Source organism: Paraprevotella xylaniphila YIT 11841, assembly GCF_000205165.1.
Taxonomy (GTDB): domain Bacteria; phylum Bacteroidota; class Bacteroidia; order Bacteroidales; family Bacteroidaceae; genus Paraprevotella; species Paraprevotella xylaniphila.
In genome coordinates this window covers 1-17,882 of sequence record NZ_GL883886.1, presented here as the reverse complement: position 1 = coordinate 17,882, position 17,882 = coordinate 1, and the positions used below count along the sequence as shown (strand labels likewise).

Here is a 17,882-nt window from a genome sequence, read left to right as displayed (position 1 = left end):
ACGGGCATCGGCGGCAACGCATTGGATGTCCCGGCATTGGAGCAAAACGACCCGAACCCCTTCACGCAAACGACAGTGGTGCGCTACACGTTGCCGGAAAGCGTGAAGTCCGCATTCCTGTACATTTATGACTTGAACGGCACGCAGATAGACCAAAAGACGTTGCAGGACAGGGGTAAATCTTCCGTGACGCTTGAAGCCGGAAGCCTCGCCCCCGGAATGTACCTTTATGCTTTGGTGGCCGACGGCAAGGTGATTGACACCAAGCGGATGATTATCACTAAATAAGTAGGGAGGAGCTTATGAAAACGTTATTGATAATATGGACGTGCTGCTTGTGCACAGGATTGTGCATGGCACAGGCACCTGAAAGCAACGGTACGCATGTGACCGTACATGCCGGTGAAAACGCCTTGGAAACGTTGTTGACGGAGGAACAGAAACAATCGGTGAAATACCTGACGGTCACGGGAACGTTATTGGATGCAGACTATACCTTTCTTCGGGAAAGGTTGTACGGACAGTTGGATACATTGAACTTACGAGCTGCAAATATTGATACGTTGCCGGATATAAGGACGGAAGATATATGGGCATCGAGTCCTAACAAGATTCATCTTGTTCTACCCATGAACATAGAGCATATAGGAGCAAATTTCTTATCTCAATTTTCTAAGTATTACAGTTTAGAAGTGACAGAAAAATTTCCTACATTTGGAAACTCTACTCGATTTCCATCTTCTTATAACACAAAAGTCACATTAAGTGATGATAATTATTCTTATAGGACAGAAACATTTAGATTTCCAGAAGAATGGCAACCAAATACCTATACTTCTATATATTCATGGGATGGAAATATCTTTTATTATATGAATATAGGAGTTGAAGGGAAATATACGATTAAGGAAGGAACGAAAATTATTCATGGAACTGCTTTCAGGAATCTTCACCTTCCGACATTTACACTTATACTTCCGGCATCTTTGGATTCCGTTGGAGACAGTGCATTTGAACAAACAGAATGTCCAGCCCCAACAGGTTATGGCAGTGGAGCCGAAATAATATGTTATGCTATTGAACCGCCCAAATTAGGAAAAGATGTTTTTAAAAATAGTGTATTGGAAATTTCTGATTTATACGTGCACGAAGTAAGCATCGAGAAATACAAACAAGCAGACGGTTGGAACTGGGCATTAGATATTCGTGCCATAGAAACAATGGGGCAACCTCCCAGTCACGTCTATGAACAAATCCTTAAAAAGAATATATCTGTCGTAGCCATGCCGGATTCTTATGAATTGACTTTTACCCAAAAGCCGATCTATATGGAAATGTACAGTACAAATGGGATATTATTTACCAAACAAACTATTGATTCATACACTTTGTCCATAAGCCGAAACCAATTGATAAATCCCTATACTATTGCACGTGTGTACTTTGACAATTGCACCACTGAAACTATTAAACTAATACCATAGAGTTATGAAACGAAATGTAGAACAAAAACAAACAGCTATGAAAAGGATATTATTGCCTGCCTTGTTCATCATGGCAATGCTATGCAGGCTGCAAGCCCAAAACACAGAAACACATGTGACTGTACATGCCGGTGAAAACGCCTTGGAAACGTTGTTGACGGAAGAACAAAAACAATCACTGAAACATCTGACGGTTACGGGCACTTTATTGGACGAGGATTATGCTTTCCTGCGTGGCGGGCTGTTGGAGCTGCTCGATACGTTGGATTTGCGGGATGCGGAGATAGATACTATCCCGGCGGGTGCGTTGGGAGCGATGGAACTCTATTTGGTTTTGCCGAAAATGATAGAATGTATCGGGGACTATGCCTTTAAGGGAGTGTGTGAAGTAACCGGAAACTTTCCTTTTTTGGGAATATGTGAATATGAGAACACCAAACCAAAATTTATCATAACCCAAAATCATCCGGAACTTTTTTATGTACAGAATGAGACAACCTCTTTAATATGTTCTAAGGATAAGGAAACTGTTTTTTATTTCACCTATAAAGCTCCAATGTTTGCTGATAAAGAGCTTGTCATACCTGATGGTACAAAAATTATTGGTTCTTCTGCCTATAGAGGCGAGCATTTGTATTTAGAAAATAATATTGTGCTTCCAAAAAGTCTTGATTCTGTTGGGAGTTATGCTTTTTCAAATATTTTTCCGGAGATAAAGACAGAATATGCTATAAATAAAATGTATCCCAATGGCTGTGAGTATAACATAGGTTCTGTTATTTGTGAGGCCAAAACCCCACCGGCTTTTGCTAAAATTGGTGATGGAAATTTTATAGGAGATTTTTGCAACCTTTACGTACCGGAAGAGAGTATCGAAAAATATAAAACAGCTAATGGTTGGAAACGGTTTAGAGATATAAAAAGCCTTGAACGATTAAAAGGCTCATCCGTATCTTTTAGTTCGGCAAAATCATGCGTGATTATTTCCGAATTACCGGAGAGTTACATAATGGAATTTCCACGTCGTGTAAAAGACATGGCTCTTTTTGATATACAAGGACGTAAGTTCTTATGTTGTTCTGCAATAGATGTTAAATTTTCCATAAAGAAAAATCTCCTTCTTTTACCCTATACCATTGCTCATATTAAATATGCAGACGGAACGAATGAAACTGTCAAACTAATACCATAGAGTTATGAAACGAATAATACCTTTAATATTTCTGCTTTTGGCAGGATATATGGCTGTCCGGGCACAAATTAGTGGACAAGCCGAAGTGAATGTGAATGACCTGTCTTTTTCTAAACAAGACGGTTATGATGTGATCCGTTGGAACGGAGGAGATTATAAAATCCAACAAGCCGGCGCTCCTGAACTTCCTGTCATTCTCAAAACATACGTAGTTCCTTTAGAAGCTAAACTGACTGGGGTAGAGGTCTCAGTATCAAATCGCATGGCTGTAAATGGCAACTTTATGCCTTATCCCGTACAACCACCTATTCCCATAACCGAAAAACAGGATGAAGTGAAGTTCACACAACCGGATGCCTCTATTTATCAAGGTACGGAAGTTTATCCTAAAATCAAAGCTCAAATTGTGGCAGATTATAATGAGATGGGATACCATTTGGTCACCGTGCAACTCCATCCGGTAGAATATGACCCGGTTTCACAAAAGCTATTTGTTAGCCATTTGAATTTTGTTTTACGATACGATATGGTAGGTGTAGATGGTGTTCAATCACAAAAACAGAGTGTACGTCGAGCCAATGCCATTAAAAAAGTAATTCGTTCCATGGTGGATAATCCAGAGGATGTGGATGTTTTTACGAGCTCAAAAGTAAAATTGGTCGGGGAAGCAGTAATGGACGTACAAACTCGTGTTGCATCTGCTTCCATGCCAATAGATGTGATACAAGAGCAAATTCCGGACTATATAATCATTACCAATAATAAGTTGAAAGGTGAGTTCCAACGTCTTGCAGATTGGAAAACGCAGAAAGGTGTACCTACATTGGTTAAAGATGTGGAAAGCATTGGGAAAGAATACCAAGGTTCGGATTTGGCAGAGAAGATACATACCTATTTACAGGAATGTTATCATAAGTGGGGAGCCGGACTTTTTGTATTATTAGGAGGGGATACCAATATCATTCCGGCAAGATGTTACATCTATTCAAATGTAGAATATCCATCAGACGCTTATTATACAGACTTAGAAAGTGATTGGAATGCCAATAAAAATCATATTTATAAGGAAACGGGCGATGGTATGAATATGGATAGGCTTTGTTATTTGGGACGTGCGTCTGTAGAGGATATAGAGGAAGCCAAGACTTTTATTAACAAAGTACTTATGTATGAGAAAATGGAAAATGTGAGCACAGAATATTTAATGAATCATTTGGCTATTTCCGCATATATAAGCAAGGATGAATCTAAAGATTCGCTCTATAATGACGGAAAAGAAAGCATCAATGGTTATCTTTCCCATTATCCTCAAATCACCAAGTGGTATCTTTTTGACCATTACAATTGCACTTGCCCCCGTCATCATGATAAGACAATGTATCATTCCGGACAGGAACTGAATAAAGAGCATTTTCTTTCTGCCCTTCAGGACGGAGGTGACTCCGGACTGGATCATTTCCATATTGTCTACCACATGGATCACAGCCATCCCCGTGCATTGGGAGCTTCTTCCAAAGACAAACATGAAAGTATTTACATTCAGGATGTGAATAATTTGATCAATGGAGATTATCCATTAATAATGATTTCAGGAGGATGTAAGCCTGCAAAATTTACAGAAGATTGTATTGCAGAGCATTTCCTAACGAATCCTTTGGGAGGTGCTGTGGCTTTTATTGGAAATGCAAATGATGGTTATGCTGATGAAACTTATCAATATAATAACTTTTTAGCGGCACTATATAGGAAACATATTTATCATATAGGAACAATTCTTAACCAAATGATTAATTACAATGACTTTTCCACCATACATGAATATTACCGCCTCCACCTTTTAGGCGACCCGGAAATGCCGGTATGGTCTGCCGTGCCCCAAAAGTTAGAAGTCTACGTGACACCCACGCAGATAGCAGCCGGAACAAACACCATCACAGTGCAAATCACGAACCTTCCGGCAGGAGAAGAAGCCACAGTCTGCCTCATGAAAGACGCGGAAGCATACACCGTGGTGACGATAAACGACACAAAACCGCACAGCTTCACTTTCAACCCGAAGACTTCGGGAGAAATGAAAGTGACGGTGACCGCACGCAATTATATTCCCTTTGAGAAATCAATTCCGGTTTCACGACCGGAAGAGAACTTGATCACGATAGCAGAAATCCGAAACTTTTCAGGAACTTTAAGAACTGGAGGAACAGCGAATTTGGACATCTGCCTGAAGAATGACGGAAAAGACAGGGCTTTCGACGTGACGGCAAAGTTATCCACATCTTCCCCTTACATCACGATGATTAACGACTCCGTATATTATGGGGAAGTAAGCGGAACATATTATCCGGTACCGGGACAAACACAATTCAGTTTCAAGATTGCCGAGGATGCCCCGGAAATAGGACGCTATGAATGGAATGCCGTATGTTTCTACCTGACCATCAGCAGGCGGGGAACTGATGCCGTGAATGTGGATACGTTCAAGGTGGATTTGAAACAGAACAAGCAAAAACTGTTCCGTATTATGATCCGAAGGACTTCCGATGGGGATTTGATTCCCGAAGCAGGGGAAAAAGTAACCTTGTCCGTAGCCAAACGTACAGAAGGCATAACTTCGGACATGACATGTTCCGTCGTTTCTTTAGACACTACGACAGCCACGGTAAACAAAAGAAATGCCACGAGCACCACAGCCTTTATAAATATTTCCAACAAATACAAGACGGGGAATCCCATCCCTTTAAAAATCGTTCTTTACACGGCAGGCGTGGCACAAGACAGTGTCATAACGGACATCGCGGAAAAAGCCGTTCCCATAGACCTGTCCAAAGTACATACAGAATTGGGAAACAACTCCATCAGCCTGTATTGGGACAAGATGGGAAGTGAAGAACTGTACAATATATACCGGAGCAACCGGGAAGATGGTGGCTTTGTGCTACAGAACAAATATCCCGTGTCGACTCGTTATTATAAGGATGAGGGATTAGACCCTTTGACCACATATTATTACAAGTTAAACACATTGACTTCCGGCTATATAGAGGGGGAGAAGTCCGAAGCCGTCAGGGCGTGGACCATTTACCCCACCATGGGCATGTTCCCGCTTTCCATGGGGAAAAGCCTGCATTACACTTGTGAGGCGCACACGGCTGATTTCGACTATGACGGCCAGAAGGAGATATTCCTCACGGGATACACGGACGAGGGTACAGAAGGAATGGTGGTGGCTATCCGTCCGGACGGCACAGAGCCTTACGACCTCGATGGAAACGCCACTTCGTACAGCGGTTATGCCGAAATCCCATGGAAAGCGGAAGCCACTCCGGTGGTGGCCGACCTGTTGGGAAATGGGGAGCAATACATTATCTCATTGACTCGCAATTATAATAAGTGCGATGACTACGTAACATGTTATTCTTCATTAGACAAAGACGGAGACAAATTGCCTGACATGCTTTGGAGGACAAACATAGGAATGATGTCTTGCTACCGTCCACCTGTCGTGACAGACGTGGATGCACCGGACGGAAAAGGTGAAAAGGAAATTGTATTCAGAAGTGAATTCGAAAAGAAGCCTATCGTTATCATGGATGCCCATGGGAACATAAAGGCAAGTTTCGGCAATCTGTCAGGCGACTTTTTCGGAGAACCGGCCGTAGCCGACCTTGACGGTGACGGCTACAAGGAAATCATTTGCGGCTCTAGCGACGGACATGTATACGTATGGCAGCATGACGGTAAGCCTTATCTCCGTTCCCCGTTCTTCTCCCGTCCGGGACAGATGCTGAACTGCTCCCCCACGATTTGCGATTTGGACGGCGACGGTGAGAAAGAAATACTCGTCACTACGAGAAACACTAATTTGAGTTACATTTACGCCATCAGACAAGACGGTTCTTGCGTAGGGAATTTCGACAGTAATGCTTCCACTCCTGCTTGTATCCCTTATGTAAGCAACGGCATAGAGCATCCCTTGAGTGTGGGAGATGTGAACGGCGACGGCCGATTGGAAGTCGTGGCGTTAGGATATGATTGCGTCCGAATATGGTCTGATGCCGGCGAATTGTTAATAAACCGTTCTCTGCCGGGCTTGTTGACAGAATCTTATATCAACCTTACTTGTCCCCTTTTGGCTGACGTGGATGGCGACGATGCCATTGACATCGTGTTCCATCAGGACAATTTGATATACGCCCTGCATAATGACGGTACGGACATAACAGGGTTTCCTTTATCCACTGCGGACAAGATGGACAATGGCGTTTGCGTGTCGGACGTGGATGGTGACGGAAAAAACGAAATCATTGCGGCCGACAAAAGCGGCAATATCTATGCTTGGAAAACGAACGGTAAATCTACAGCCATAGAATGGGGTCGTTCCCGTTTCGACACGGGATTCACGGGGGAATACATTCCCCATTATGAAGATCCGAAAGTGCTCACCTCATCCACCGAATGGGGAGGTGGCGCGTTCACCAACGATATCATCGTACGCTCCGGCACATTCAAAATCCCGTCGGGCAAGACCTTGCAGATGCGCGACGGATACCGGATTTATGTACTCGAAGGCGGAACGCTGGAGGTGGACGGCGGCACCATCCAAAATGCCGATGTATTGGTGAAATCCGGAGGCACGCTGAACATTAAAAACAACGGCGGCATACACCTCAACCGGTACGGGAAACTCAATGCCGAGAAAGGTGCCATCGTGAACGCCTTGTACGGAGAAGTGCAAACCGCCCGTTAACTTGCAAGCCGATATGGGGAAGACGCATTTTTCCTGCCTTCGCGTCAACCCCATATCGGCTTTTGAAAAAAACATATTATTCCTTTCCCCTTTTTACCTGCATATTAAGATTCTTTGCGTATCTTTGTACAAACGAAGAAAGGATGAACGTCATTGATTTGATTCAGAACCATAAAGGAACGGCTTTTTCTTTTGAAGTACTGCCCCCGCTGAAGGGAGCAGGCATAGAGCGGCTATTCCATACCATAGATACGCTCCGGGAATTCAACCCGGCATACATCAACATTACCAACCACCGCAGCGAGTATGTGTACAAAGACTTAGGAGGAGGCATCATGCAACGCCTCCGCATCCGCCGCCGTCCCGGCACCATAGCCGTGGCTGCTGCCATCCAACGGCATTATGACATACACGTCGTGCCGCACATCCTGTGCAGCGGATATACCCGTGAGGATACAGAGTACATGCTGCTCGACCTGCAGTTTTTGGGCATCAGCGACTTGTTGGTGTTGCGCGGCGACAAGGCCAAGGAAGACCCGGCATTCCGTCCTACAGGCGACGGTTATTCACATGCCACGGAACTTATCGGGCACATCAACCGTTTCAATGACGGTTTCTTCGTCGACGGTTCGCCCATCAAGTCTCCCGGCACACCGTTTTCATACGGTGTGGCTTGCTATCCGGAAAAACATGAGGAAGCACCCAATCCGGAAGCCGACTTGGCCGTGCTCAAACAAAAAGCCGACATGGGTGCCGCATACGCCGTCACCCAGTTGTTCTACGACAATGCAAAGTATTTCGACTTCGTGGACCGTGCACGCGGAGCCGGCATCACCATCCCCATCATCCCGGGCATCAAGCCGTTTGCCAAACTGTCACAACTCAGCGTAGTGCCTAAAACGTTCCATTGCGACCTGCCCCAGGATCTGGCTTTGGAAATAAGAAAATGCAAAACGGACGAGGAAGCCAAACAAGTGGGGATAGAATGGACGGTGGAACAATGCCGCGAACTGATCGGCCACGGCGTGCCGAGCATCCATTTCTACACCGTCTCGGCTGTGGACAGTATCCGCGAAATCGCACGCCAAATCTACTAAAGCCATGTTCAGCCGGGTTGTAGGACAAACAGATATCAAGGAACGCCTCCTTCAGGAAGCGCAAGCCGGGCGTGTGCCGCATGCCCTGCTCCTGAGCGGTCCTTCGGGATGCGGAAAACTGGCTTTGGCCGTGTCGTACGCCCAATACCTGCTATGCCACCGTCCGGGGGCGCACGATGCCTGCGGGGAATGCCCGTCATGCCGGGCTTTCACGCACTTCGTACACCCTGACCTCCATTTCGTCTTCCCCATCATCAAATACAAGACTGCGGAAAGCTCCGTATGCGACGTGTATATAGACACGTGGCGCAAGCGGCTGCAAGCCGGGCTTTATTTTGACCTGAATGACTGGTTGGGCGACATGAAGGCTGAAAACCAACAGGCACTCATCTATGCTGCCGAAGCCGCCCAGATACAGCGGAAACTGGCACTTAAATCCACCTTGGGCGGACGCAAAATCCTAATCGTCTGGATGCCGGAGAAAATGAATGCGGAATGCGCCAACAAGTTGCTCAAACTCATCGAAGAACCGCCCGAACAAACGAATTTCCTTTTGGTGAGCGACGAGCCGGAGAAAATCCTGCCCACCATCCTGAGCCGCACCCAACAAATCGAGGTAAAGGGCATCGACCACGAAAGTCTGGTGGAAGCCCTCCGCAAAAGCCATCCCACGGAGGACGTGGAAGCTCTCGCACGCAATGCTAGAGGCAGCTACACCGCAGCACTGAAAAGCCTGGATGCAAGCCGGGACAACTTGCTCTTCTTCGACCTGTTCGTCATGCTGATGCGGTTAAGCTACCAACGCAAAATCAAGGACATGCGGAAATGGAGCGAACAGATTGCCGGCATGGGACGGGAAAGGCAAAAGAACTTCCTGACGTATTGCCAGAAACTGATTCGCGAGAACTTCATATATAATTTCCGCAATCCGGAACTGAACTACATGACAACGCAGGAAGGAGACTTCGCCAAGAATTTCGCACGTTTCATCAACGAACGCAACGTCATTAAAATCATGGATGAACTGAGCAACGCACAACGGGACATAGAGCAAAATGTCAACCCGAAAATCGTATTTTTCGACTTTGCCCTGAAAATGATCGTGCTGCTCATACAATAATATATTTCAAAAACCGACAACGAATGGAGGAAAAATTCAAACTGAACGGACCGTGCCGGGGACTTTGCGCCAAAGGCTGCGGACGACAAAATAAACAGCTGAACACGTACGACTACCTGGCAGACATCCCGGGTAACGCGGAGGCTACCGACCTCGTGGAAGTACAGTTCAAGAACACGCGCAAGGGGTATTACCACAACAGCAACCGTCTGCCACTGGAGAAAGGCGACATCGTGGCCGTAGAAGCCACTCCGGGGCACGACATCGGCGTGGTCACCCTGACAGGAAGGCTCGTCCCCCTTCAAATCAAGAAGGCCAACCTGAAATCGGAACAGGAAATCAAACGGGTGTACCGCAAAGCCAAACCGGTGGACATGGAAAAGTACGAAGAGGCCAAAAGCCGTGAGCACGACACCATGATACGTTCGCGCCAGATTGCCAAGGAATTGGGACTGCAAATGAAAATCGGCGATGTGGAATACCAAGGCGACGGAAACAAAGCCATTTTCTACTATATCGCGGACGGACGCGTGGACTTCCGGCAACTCATCAAGGTATTGGCCGAAACTTTCCGCGTACGCATCGAGATGAAACAAATCGGTGCACGGCAGGAAGCAGGACGCATCGGCGGTATCGGCCCGTGCGGGCGGGAATTGTGTTGTGCCACGTGGATGAAGAACTTCGTTTCCGTCTCCACCGGAGCTGCCCGCTATCAGGACATTTCGCTGAACCCGCAGAAACTGGCCGGGCAATGCGCCAAACTGAAATGTTGCATGAACTATGAGGTGGACACTTACGTGGAGGCCGGAAAACGCCTGCCGAGCAAGGAAATCACATTGCAAACCCAAGATGCGGAATATTATTTCTTCAAAGCCGACATCCTGGCCGGATTAGTCACCTACTCCACCGACAAACATCTGGCGGCTAACTTAGTCACCCTCACTACCGCAAGGGTGTTCGAAATCATCAACATGAACCGCCGGGGCGAGAAGCCCCAACGCTTGGAAAGCGGGGAAGCAGCAGAACCGGCCAAAACGGCCGACCTCGTGGAACAAGAGAGCCTGACACGGTTCGACAAAAGGCGGAAAAACAAAGGCAAACGCAGAGACAACGGCAATCCTCGCGGCCCACAATCCTCCAAAGAGACTCAGGGCACGGAACGCAGGGAAGAGAATGCAGGGAAAGACCGCCGTAACCGCAGACGGGACAACAAAGAATACAAAGGGGAACAGGGAGGCAATCGCGAAAACCGCCCCGGCAAGGAAAAACGCAAAAGGGACAGGGGAAACCGTTCGGAAAAGCCCGTTAAACCCGCCCCAAGCACACCGGCCGAAAAGACGGAATGACCATGACCATCCTCCACGCTCCAAAGCTCATTGCAGCCATAGGTGCCCTCTTGTCGCTTACGGGCTGTAATGAGCATGTAATCTACCATTCATACCGCCACGTTCCCGGGTCAGGATGGAGCAGGCGGGACACACTCACATTCGACATCGACACGGTGCGGGCAGAGGCTACGTATCAGTTCGAACTGGGATTGCGCTCAACCGATTCATATCCGTACACCGTTATCTGGTTGGCAGTGGAACGGGAGTTTTCCCACCCGGACACCCTACGCCGTGATACGGTGAAATGCCAGTTGATGGATCCTGTCACCCACCGCATGGGCAAAGGCATTTATATGTACCAATACGACGTACCGGTTCCTCCCATGGCGTTATACCGTGGACAAACCGGACAAGTCCGCATCATACATCTCATGCAACGGGAAGTCCTTCCGGGCATACACGATGTGGGAGTTCTCATCTGCCGCTAAAGCCTTAATTCCTCTTGGCCAGATTGCGTCCGGCATCTATGCGCAGGAACACGAACAACAAGATGGTGAAGCCCCATAGGGATGATCCCCCGTAACTGAAAAACGGCAATGGGATACCGATAACCGGTGTAAGTCCCAACACCATTCCCACGTTGATAAACACATGGAACAGGAAAACACTCATCACGCAATAGCCATAGATACGCCCAAAGGCAAAGGGTTGCCGCTCGGCCAAATGAATCAAACGGAGAATGAGCACCAGGAACAACACCAACACTCCGGCGGCTCCCCAAAAACCTTCTTCTTCCCCGACCGTACAGAAAATGAAATCGGTATCCTGTTCCGGCACGTACTTCAATTTGGTTTGCGTCCCGTTCAGGAAGCCTTTCCCCCGTAATCCTCCGGAACCGATGGCAATTTTGGCCTGGTTGACATTATAACCGGCTCCCGAAGGATCGTCCTCCAACCCCAAAAGCACGTTGATACGCACCCTCTGGTGAGGTTCCATCACGCTGTTCAGCACGTAATCGGCCGAATAAAAAAACGCCATGGAACCCAACGCAAACAACGCGATATAGAAATAACGCATGACACGCTCGCTCAAAGCCACATAGCACAAATACAGTATCATGGCCACACATACCGTAACCAAAATCCAGGTAATGTCGAAAGGTATGACAAAGCCTGAAAAACCAAGAGCCAATGCTATCACGCCCACCCCATAGAACAGGATGTTCCGTTCCACCGATACCTTGTCACAATAGACGTGCACCATACCGACCGTAAAAAGAATCACCATCATCATCACCAGAAACTCTCCGGCACTGGTAGGGATATGCCCTAACATAACGTGCTCGAAACGCACGCCCACTACAAAGTAAGCCACAGCCGACACCCCGGTAAAAAGCACGGCTCCGGGCATCCCCTCCCGGTAAAGCATCAGGAAAAAGGCCAGATAGACCAAAGCCGAACCGGTCTCCCGTTGCAAGATAATCAAGACGATAGGCACGACAATGATGGCCAACGTCACCAAAAAGTCTTTCCACCGCGAAATATTATACCCGTAAGCAGACATGAATTTGGCCAAAGCCAATGCCGTGGCACATTTGGCAAACTCGGCAGACTGCAGGCTGAAAGGCCCTATCTTTATCCACGAATGGGAGCCCTTGATATCTCGTGCCAAAAAAGGCGTGACAAACAGCAAGACAAGCAACAGGGCATAAATGACGTATGCAAAGGTGTCGTACAACTTCCCGTCAAGCATCAAAAGGATAAAGCCCAATGCCAACGATGTCCCTATCCATACAATCTGCATCCCCGAACGGGAATCGAATGAAAAAATGTTCCCCTCCATGTCAAAATCGTAGCTGGCTCCGCAAATGCTGATCCATCCAAACGCCAACAAGGCCATATATATAAGGATGGTCCACCAATCCAATGAACGCCACACACCCTTTTCCTTTTCATCTGTCCGCCGTACCATAACCGATATGTCTTTGTTGATACATCTCCGCCAATTTCTCGCTTTCGGGCGAGAGCTTGCCGTTCAAATACTGTTCCATCATCAGCGCCCCGAGAGGCACACCATAGTCTGCTCCCCAACCACCATTTTCCACGTACACCGCAATGGCAATCTTAGGTTCGTTCATCGGGGCGAACCCCATAAACACGGAATGGTCGTGTCCACGGTTCTGTGCCGTACCCGTCTTGCCGCAGACTTCTATACCGGGAATATTAGCCTTACGGCAAGTCCCGGCCAACACGGCCCTCCGCATCCCCTGCGCCACCGTTTCGTAATGCCGGGCTTCCACCATCGTATACCGCCGCCGGGTGTAAAGCGTGTCTATCTGCTCGTCTTGTATCTGTTTCACCACGTGGGGCGTGATAAAGTACCCCCGGTTGGCTATTGTCGCACCGAGATTGGCGATTTGCAAAGGAGTGGCGTTCACTTCGCCCTGGCCGATGGAGATACTGATCACGGTCAACCCGTTCCATGAACCACGATAGGCCTTGTCATAAAAGGGAGCATTCGGAATCAATCCCCGCTTCTCTCCGGGCAAGTCGATGCCGAGTTTATACCCGAACCCCATCGACACCATATAGTCTTTCCACACCGTCATGGCCTCCTGCACATTCTTGTATTTGGTCCGGTTGCCGAACATGTAATAAAGCCCCCAACAAAAATAAGCATTGCAGGAAGTCCCTATGGCCGGGACTAACTTGGCCGGTGCCGCATGTCCGTGGCATCCCACTTTCAGACCCCGATAGATAAAACCGTGGTAACAAGGATAAGCCGTCTCGGGAGTGATGATGCCTTCCTGAAGGAAAGTCAACGCCTGCGTGGTCTTGAACGTGGAGCCGGGAGGATACTGCCCCATGATGGAACGGTTCAGCAAGGGTTTCAACGGATTACGGCTCAATGCCAAATGGTTCTTTCCACGCTGCCGGCCCACCATCATACGGGGATCGTAAGTAGGCGAAGACACCATGCACAACACTTCGCCGGTAGAAGGTTCTATGGCCACGATACTGCCCAACTTGCCTTCCATCAGACGCTCGCCGAGTGCCTGCAATTCCAAGTCGAGTCCCAAAGTCAGGTTCTTGCCGGGCACGGTCTTGGTGTCCAGTTTGCCGTCCATATACCGCCCCTTGATACGCCCCCGGGCATCGCGCAAAAGAATTTGTATCCCCTTTTTCCCCCTCAACTGCTTCTCATACGCACGTTCCACGCCTTGCTTGCCGATGAAATCACCGTTCTGGTAATATTCATCTTCTTCCACATCCGCAGGCGACACCTCGCCGATGTCCCCCAAAACCAACGCGGCATACGGGGACTGGTATTGACGGATGGAACGGCGTTGTACATAAAAGCCGGGAAAACGGAACAGCTTTTCCTGGAACACGCAGAACTCCTCGGAAGACAACTGGCTCATGAAAAGCTGCTGGGTGTAGCGCGAATAACCGGGATTGCGGTGGCGGTCCTTGATTTCTTCCATCCGCCTGACATAGTACTCCTTGGTTATTCCGAGGCTTGCACACAAATCCAACGTGTCTACCCCCTGCTGCTCGTTCATGACCACCATGATGTCATACGATGGCTGGTTGTATACCAACAACTTCCCGTTGCGATCGGTGATGACTCCCCGCGACGGGTATTGGATTTTTTTCAGGAAAGCATTAGAGTCGGCATTCTTCTTGTAATCGTCACTCATGATTTGTAAAGTGAAAAGCCGGACAATATAAATGAGGACGATGCCCGTAGCCACCGCCCCAATTACATATTTACGCTTTTCCCTATTATAATTAGCCATCCTATCCGAAACTTCCAACTATTTATTACCGCGCATCCTCTCCAATGCCAATATCAGCACAATGGAAAGCGCACTGCTTCCCAAGTAAGTATAAAGCATGTCCAAAGCACTGAAGAAGGAAAAAACCTCAAGCATCATAACGGATGCCTCCTGTAGCAGTACGAGCAACGTCACATACCCAATGTATTTCCATCCTCCCAACGTCCGGTAGCCCGGCACCATGTCTTCCAGACAGTCTTTGGGAGTAAACAACCGCAAAAGTTGCGGAGCGCACAAGGCCGTCAGAGTCATGGATGCAGCCCCCAAACCCGGTGTCTCGGAAAAGAAATCGGATCCTAACCCGACAGCAAATCCCCATAACAGCCACGCCCACCGTGAAGTGTTCAACGGCTGGAGACAAAGGATATACACATATATGACAGGAGTGGCATAACCGAAAAAATGGATATGATTGAATACCAATCCCTGAAAAACCAACAAGATGAATGCCCACAACAACCTGCTGAAAAAACTCTGCATCATACCTCTGCCTTATTTTTCTGTTTCTATCTTTTGCTGCAAACTGTCTATCTCCACCCGATTAGGTGTCGTGAGCACACACACATCCCGAAGCCGGGCAAAGTCCGTACTCAAATTCACCTGTAACTTATAGGAAAGCCCGTCTTCCGAATTTTCCACCTTTGTCACCTTGCCGACAAACAAGCCCGCCGGAAAAACCGCAGAGAAACCGCTGGTCTCTACCGTCATGCCTTCTTTCAGACGGGCATGGCGAGGTATATCGCCCAAAGAAGCATACAAAGGATGCCCGCCTTCCCAACGCAAGTAACCGAAATAATCCGTTCCCCGTACCCGGCAACTGATATTCGACTTTCCATTCAACAATGGCATGACAATCGCATAATGCGATGAAGCCTGATAGACGATCCCCACGACACCCGTGCCGCATACGACCCCCATCTCCGGCCTCACGCCATCCAATTCCCCCTTGTTAATGGTCAGGTAATTGTTATGCTTGTTCACGCTGTTGCCCACCACCTCGGCCGGCACCATACTGAAATCCGCCAACAACTCCTTTTGGCGCAGTTCCGTATAGGTGGAATCATGCCCCGCACGGTCCAACAACTCCGTCAATGCCCTGACCCGCTGTTCCAACACTAAGTTTTTCTGCATCAACTCCTTGTTCCGTTCACCCAAAGTGATATAGGACAAAAAGTCCGACTCCCACTCCAACACGCGACCGGATACCGCATTGGCAGAAGTGAACCACACGCTACCCTGATAAAGGTTGAAACGGAAAAGCAATAACAAACTGACTCCTTCCAATAAAATGAAAAGGAGCCCATAACTATATTTCTTCAAAAAATCCAATAAGCCCTGCACGGCTTACATCAGGAAAGAGAAGTTGTTCACATTCTTCAGGGCGATGCCGGTGCCTTTGGCCACACTGTGCAACGGGTCTTCGGCAATGTGGAACGGTATGTTGATTTTGTCGGTCAACCGCTTGTCCAACCCGCGCAACAAAGCCCCTCCGCCGGTCAGGTAGATGCCGTTATGCACGATGTCGGCATACAATTCCGGCGGCGTATTCTCCAACGCGCTCAAGACAGCCGTCTCGATACGGGCGATGCTCTTCTCCATGCAGTGCGCCACTTCCTGATAACACACCGGGACTTCCATCGGCAGGGCCGTAATGCGGTTCGGGCCATACACTACATAATCCTCCGGGGCATCCTCGCCCAATTCCGTCAGCGCAGCCCCCACGTGAATCTTGATACGCTCGGCCATACGTTCACTCACCTTCACATTATGTTGGCGGCTCATATACTCCTGGATATCGGCCGTGAGGTCGTCCCCAGCAATACGGATAGAGTTATTCGACACGATGCCGCCCAAAGAAATGACGGCGATTTCCGTGGAACCTCCGCCTATGTCCACTATCATGTTGCCCTGAGGAGCCTCCACGTCGATTCCGATACCGATGGCTGCCGCCATCGGCTCATAAATCAGATACACGTCCCGTCCCCCGGCATGTTCAGCCGAATCGCGCACGGCACGCAATTCCACCTCGGTAGAACCGGAAGGAACGCCTATCACCATGCGCAAGGAAGGGGAAAACAAGCGGCTACCCGTATGCACCATCTTTATCAGTCCGCGCATCAGTTGTTCGCAAGCATAGAAATCAGCGATGACCCCTTCGCGCAAGGGACGCACCGTCCGGATGTTGTCATGCGTCTTTTCATACATCAACTTGGCTTTCTCCCCCACGGCTATCATCTTGTCCGTGCGCCGGTCCAACGCCACCACGGAAGGCTCGTCCACCACAATCTTCCCGTCACTGGTGATAATGGTATTGGCCGTCCCCAAGTCCATTGCTATTTCCTGAGTAAAAGAAAAGAATCCCATCAGCCTTTCACTTCATTTTAATATTTCCAAATCCGTTACCTTAAACGCCTTCGTCTTACTTGCCACCATCGAAATAAGCATGTATGGCCGTATCGTAATGGCTGCTCACGCCGAACGCACGGGTGGCAAACCACCGGCGGTCTTCCACGTCAGTCTGCGCCCCTTTCCGGTTCAGCAAATCCAACAGCGGCCCATATTCAGCCTTGCTCGGCACGATTACCACATCCTTGAAGTTCTTGGCTCCGGCACGAATCAGCGAAATGCCGCCTATGTCTATCTTTTCAATGATGTCCGCCTCGCATGCACCGCTCGCCACCGTATCCTCGAACGGATAAAGGTCTACGATGACCAAGTCGATTTCAGGTATTTCATATTGTTGCATCTGCGCCTGGTCTTCAGCCAACCCGCGACGCCCGAGAATACCGCCGAAAATCTTAGGATGCAACGTTTTCACGCGCCCGCCCAAAATGGAAGGATAAGTCGTCACCTCTTCCACGGCTTGACACGGATACCCTAACTCTTCGATAAACTTCTGGGTCCCTCCCGTGGAAAGGAACTTCACACCTTCTTCATGCAACTTTTTCAACAAAGCGTCCAACCCGTCTTTGTGGAAGACCGACACCAATGCGGTTTTGATTCTTTTCGTTTCAGCCATAGTCTTATTACTTATATACGTTTAAGGTGCAAAGTTACTACAAAAAAGTGAAATGCG

At 48.3% G+C, this 17,882-nt stretch carries 14 protein-coding genes; 8 read left to right on the top strand and 6 right to left on the bottom strand.

Features of this window, described 5'->3' with window-relative positions; translation table 11 throughout:
* From HMPREF9442_RS16830 to HMPREF9442_RS13430, 8 genes are all read left to right on the top strand, one after another.
* Positions 1 to 288, top strand: a 288-nt coding sequence (locus HMPREF9442_RS16830; protein ID WP_008629646.1) for a T9SS type A sorting domain-containing protein, incomplete at its 5' end; no start/stop codon positions are given.
* A gap of 65 nt (positions 289 to 353) precedes the next feature.
* Positions 354 to 1,484 (top strand): hypothetical protein, encoded by a 1,131-nt coding sequence (locus HMPREF9442_RS13460; protein WP_008629645.1) that lies wholly within the window; start codon positions 354 to 356, stop codon positions 1,482 to 1,484.
* Positions 1,485 to 1,488: 4 nt separating this feature from the next.
* Positions 1,489 to 2,676: a leucine-rich repeat domain-containing protein gene (locus HMPREF9442_RS13455; protein WP_008629644.1), complete on the top strand. Its 1,188-nt coding sequence runs from the start codon at positions 1,489 to 1,491 to the stop codon at positions 2,674 to 2,676.
* Between the two features lie 4 nt (positions 2,677 to 2,680).
* On the top strand, positions 2,681 to 7,423 hold the full coding sequence (locus tag HMPREF9442_RS13450; RefSeq protein ID WP_008629643.1) for a C25 family cysteine peptidase: 4,743 nt from the start codon (positions 2,681 to 2,683) through the stop codon (positions 7,421 to 7,423).
* Positions 7,424 to 7,566: 143 nt separating this feature from the next.
* Complete coding sequence (metF, locus tag HMPREF9442_RS13445; RefSeq protein ID WP_008629640.1) at positions 7,567 to 8,520, top strand: methylenetetrahydrofolate reductase [NAD(P)H]; 954 nt, start codon at positions 7,567 to 7,569, stop codon at positions 8,518 to 8,520.
* Positions 8,521 to 8,524: 4 nt separating this feature from the next.
* A complete protein-coding gene (locus HMPREF9442_RS13440; RefSeq protein ID WP_008629638.1) occupies positions 8,525 to 9,640 on the top strand; it encodes a DNA polymerase III subunit in 1,116 nt (371 codons plus the stop codon).
* Between the two features lie 23 nt (positions 9,641 to 9,663).
* Positions 9,664 to 10,986: a PSP1 domain-containing protein gene (locus HMPREF9442_RS13435; protein WP_008629631.1), complete on the top strand. Its 1,323-nt coding sequence runs from the start codon at positions 9,664 to 9,666 to the stop codon at positions 10,984 to 10,986.
* Complete coding sequence (locus HMPREF9442_RS13430) at positions 10,983 to 11,456, top strand: gliding motility lipoprotein GldH (protein ID WP_008629629.1); 474 nt, start codon at positions 10,983 to 10,985, stop codon at positions 11,454 to 11,456. Before HMPREF9442_RS13435 ends, HMPREF9442_RS13430 begins: the two co-directional genes overlap by 4 nt.
* Before the next feature lie 4 nt (positions 11,457 to 11,460).
* Here HMPREF9442_RS13430 and rodA read toward each other — a convergent pair whose 3' ends face one another.
* Genes rodA through HMPREF9442_RS13400 form a run of 6 tightly spaced genes read right to left on the bottom strand, consistent with a single transcriptional unit; the run spans position 11,461 to position 17,825 of the window.
* Complete coding sequence (gene rodA, locus HMPREF9442_RS13425; RefSeq protein ID WP_008629627.1) at positions 11,461 to 12,939, bottom strand: rod shape-determining protein RodA; 1,479 nt, start codon at positions 12,937 to 12,939, stop codon at positions 11,461 to 11,463.
* Complete coding sequence (gene mrdA / locus HMPREF9442_RS13420) at positions 12,920 to 14,767, bottom strand: penicillin-binding protein 2 (RefSeq protein ID WP_008629625.1); 1,848 nt, start codon at positions 14,765 to 14,767, stop codon at positions 12,920 to 12,922. The genes rodA and mrdA overlap by 20 nt, the downstream gene beginning before the upstream one ends.
* Before the next feature lie 18 nt (positions 14,768 to 14,785).
* A complete protein-coding gene (gene mreD, locus HMPREF9442_RS13415; protein ID WP_008629624.1) occupies positions 14,786 to 15,289 on the bottom strand; it encodes a rod shape-determining protein MreD in 504 nt (167 codons plus the stop codon).
* 9 nt (positions 15,290 to 15,298) lie between these two features.
* A complete protein-coding gene (gene mreC, locus HMPREF9442_RS13410; RefSeq protein ID WP_008629622.1) occupies positions 15,299 to 16,147 on the bottom strand; it encodes a rod shape-determining protein MreC in 849 nt (282 codons plus the stop codon).
* A gap of 3 nt (positions 16,148 to 16,150) precedes the next feature.
* Positions 16,151 to 17,170 carry a rod shape-determining protein gene (locus tag HMPREF9442_RS13405; protein WP_008629620.1) on the bottom strand — a complete coding sequence of 340 codons (1,020 nt, stop codon included), beginning with the start codon at positions 17,168 to 17,170 and terminating at the stop codon, positions 16,151 to 16,153.
* A gap of 55 nt (positions 17,171 to 17,225) precedes the next feature.
* Positions 17,226 to 17,825, bottom strand: coding sequence for an MGS-like domain protein (locus HMPREF9442_RS13400; RefSeq protein WP_008629619.1), 600 nt, complete (start codon positions 17,823 to 17,825; stop codon positions 17,226 to 17,228).
* Positions 17,826 to 17,882: the final 57 nt, after the last annotated feature.

Bases quoted from the DNA above. Each gene is read 5' to 3' on its own strand.
- HMPREF9442_RS13405 (WP_008629620.1), bottom strand. From the start codon at position 17,170: ATGGGATTCTTTTCTTTTACTCAGGAAATAGCAATGGACTTGGGGACG.
- HMPREF9442_RS13435 (WP_008629631.1), top strand. From the start codon at position 9,664: ATGGAGGAAAAATTCAAACTGAACGGACCGTGCCGGGGACTTTGCGCC.
- mreD (WP_008629624.1), bottom strand. From the start codon at position 15,289: ATGATGCAGAGTTTTTTCAGCAGGTTGTTGTGGGCATTCATCTTGTTG.
- HMPREF9442_RS13455 (WP_008629644.1), top strand. From the start codon at position 1,489: ATGAAACGAAATGTAGAACAAAAACAAACAGCTATGAAAAGGATATTA.
- rodA (WP_008629627.1), bottom strand. From the start codon at position 12,939: ATGGTACGGCGGACAGATGAAAAGGAAAAGGGTGTGTGGCGTTCATTG.
- HMPREF9442_RS13400 (WP_008629619.1), bottom strand. From the start codon at position 17,825: ATGGCTGAAACGAAAAGAATCAAAACCGCATTGGTGTCGGTCTTCCAC.
- mrdA (WP_008629625.1), bottom strand. From the start codon at position 14,767: ATGGCTAATTATAATAGGGAAAAGCGTAAATATGTAATTGGGGCGGTG.
- HMPREF9442_RS13460 (WP_008629645.1), top strand. From the start codon at position 354: ATGGCACAGGCACCTGAAAGCAACGGTACGCATGTGACCGTACATGCC.
- HMPREF9442_RS13430 (WP_008629629.1), top strand. From the start codon at position 10,983: ATGACCATGACCATCCTCCACGCTCCAAAGCTCATTGCAGCCATAGGT.
- HMPREF9442_RS13450 (WP_008629643.1), top strand. From the start codon at position 2,681: ATGAAACGAATAATACCTTTAATATTTCTGCTTTTGGCAGGATATATG.
- metF (WP_008629640.1), top strand. From the start codon at position 7,567: ATGAACGTCATTGATTTGATTCAGAACCATAAAGGAACGGCTTTTTCT.
- HMPREF9442_RS13440 (WP_008629638.1), top strand. From the start codon at position 8,525: ATGTTCAGCCGGGTTGTAGGACAAACAGATATCAAGGAACGCCTCCTT.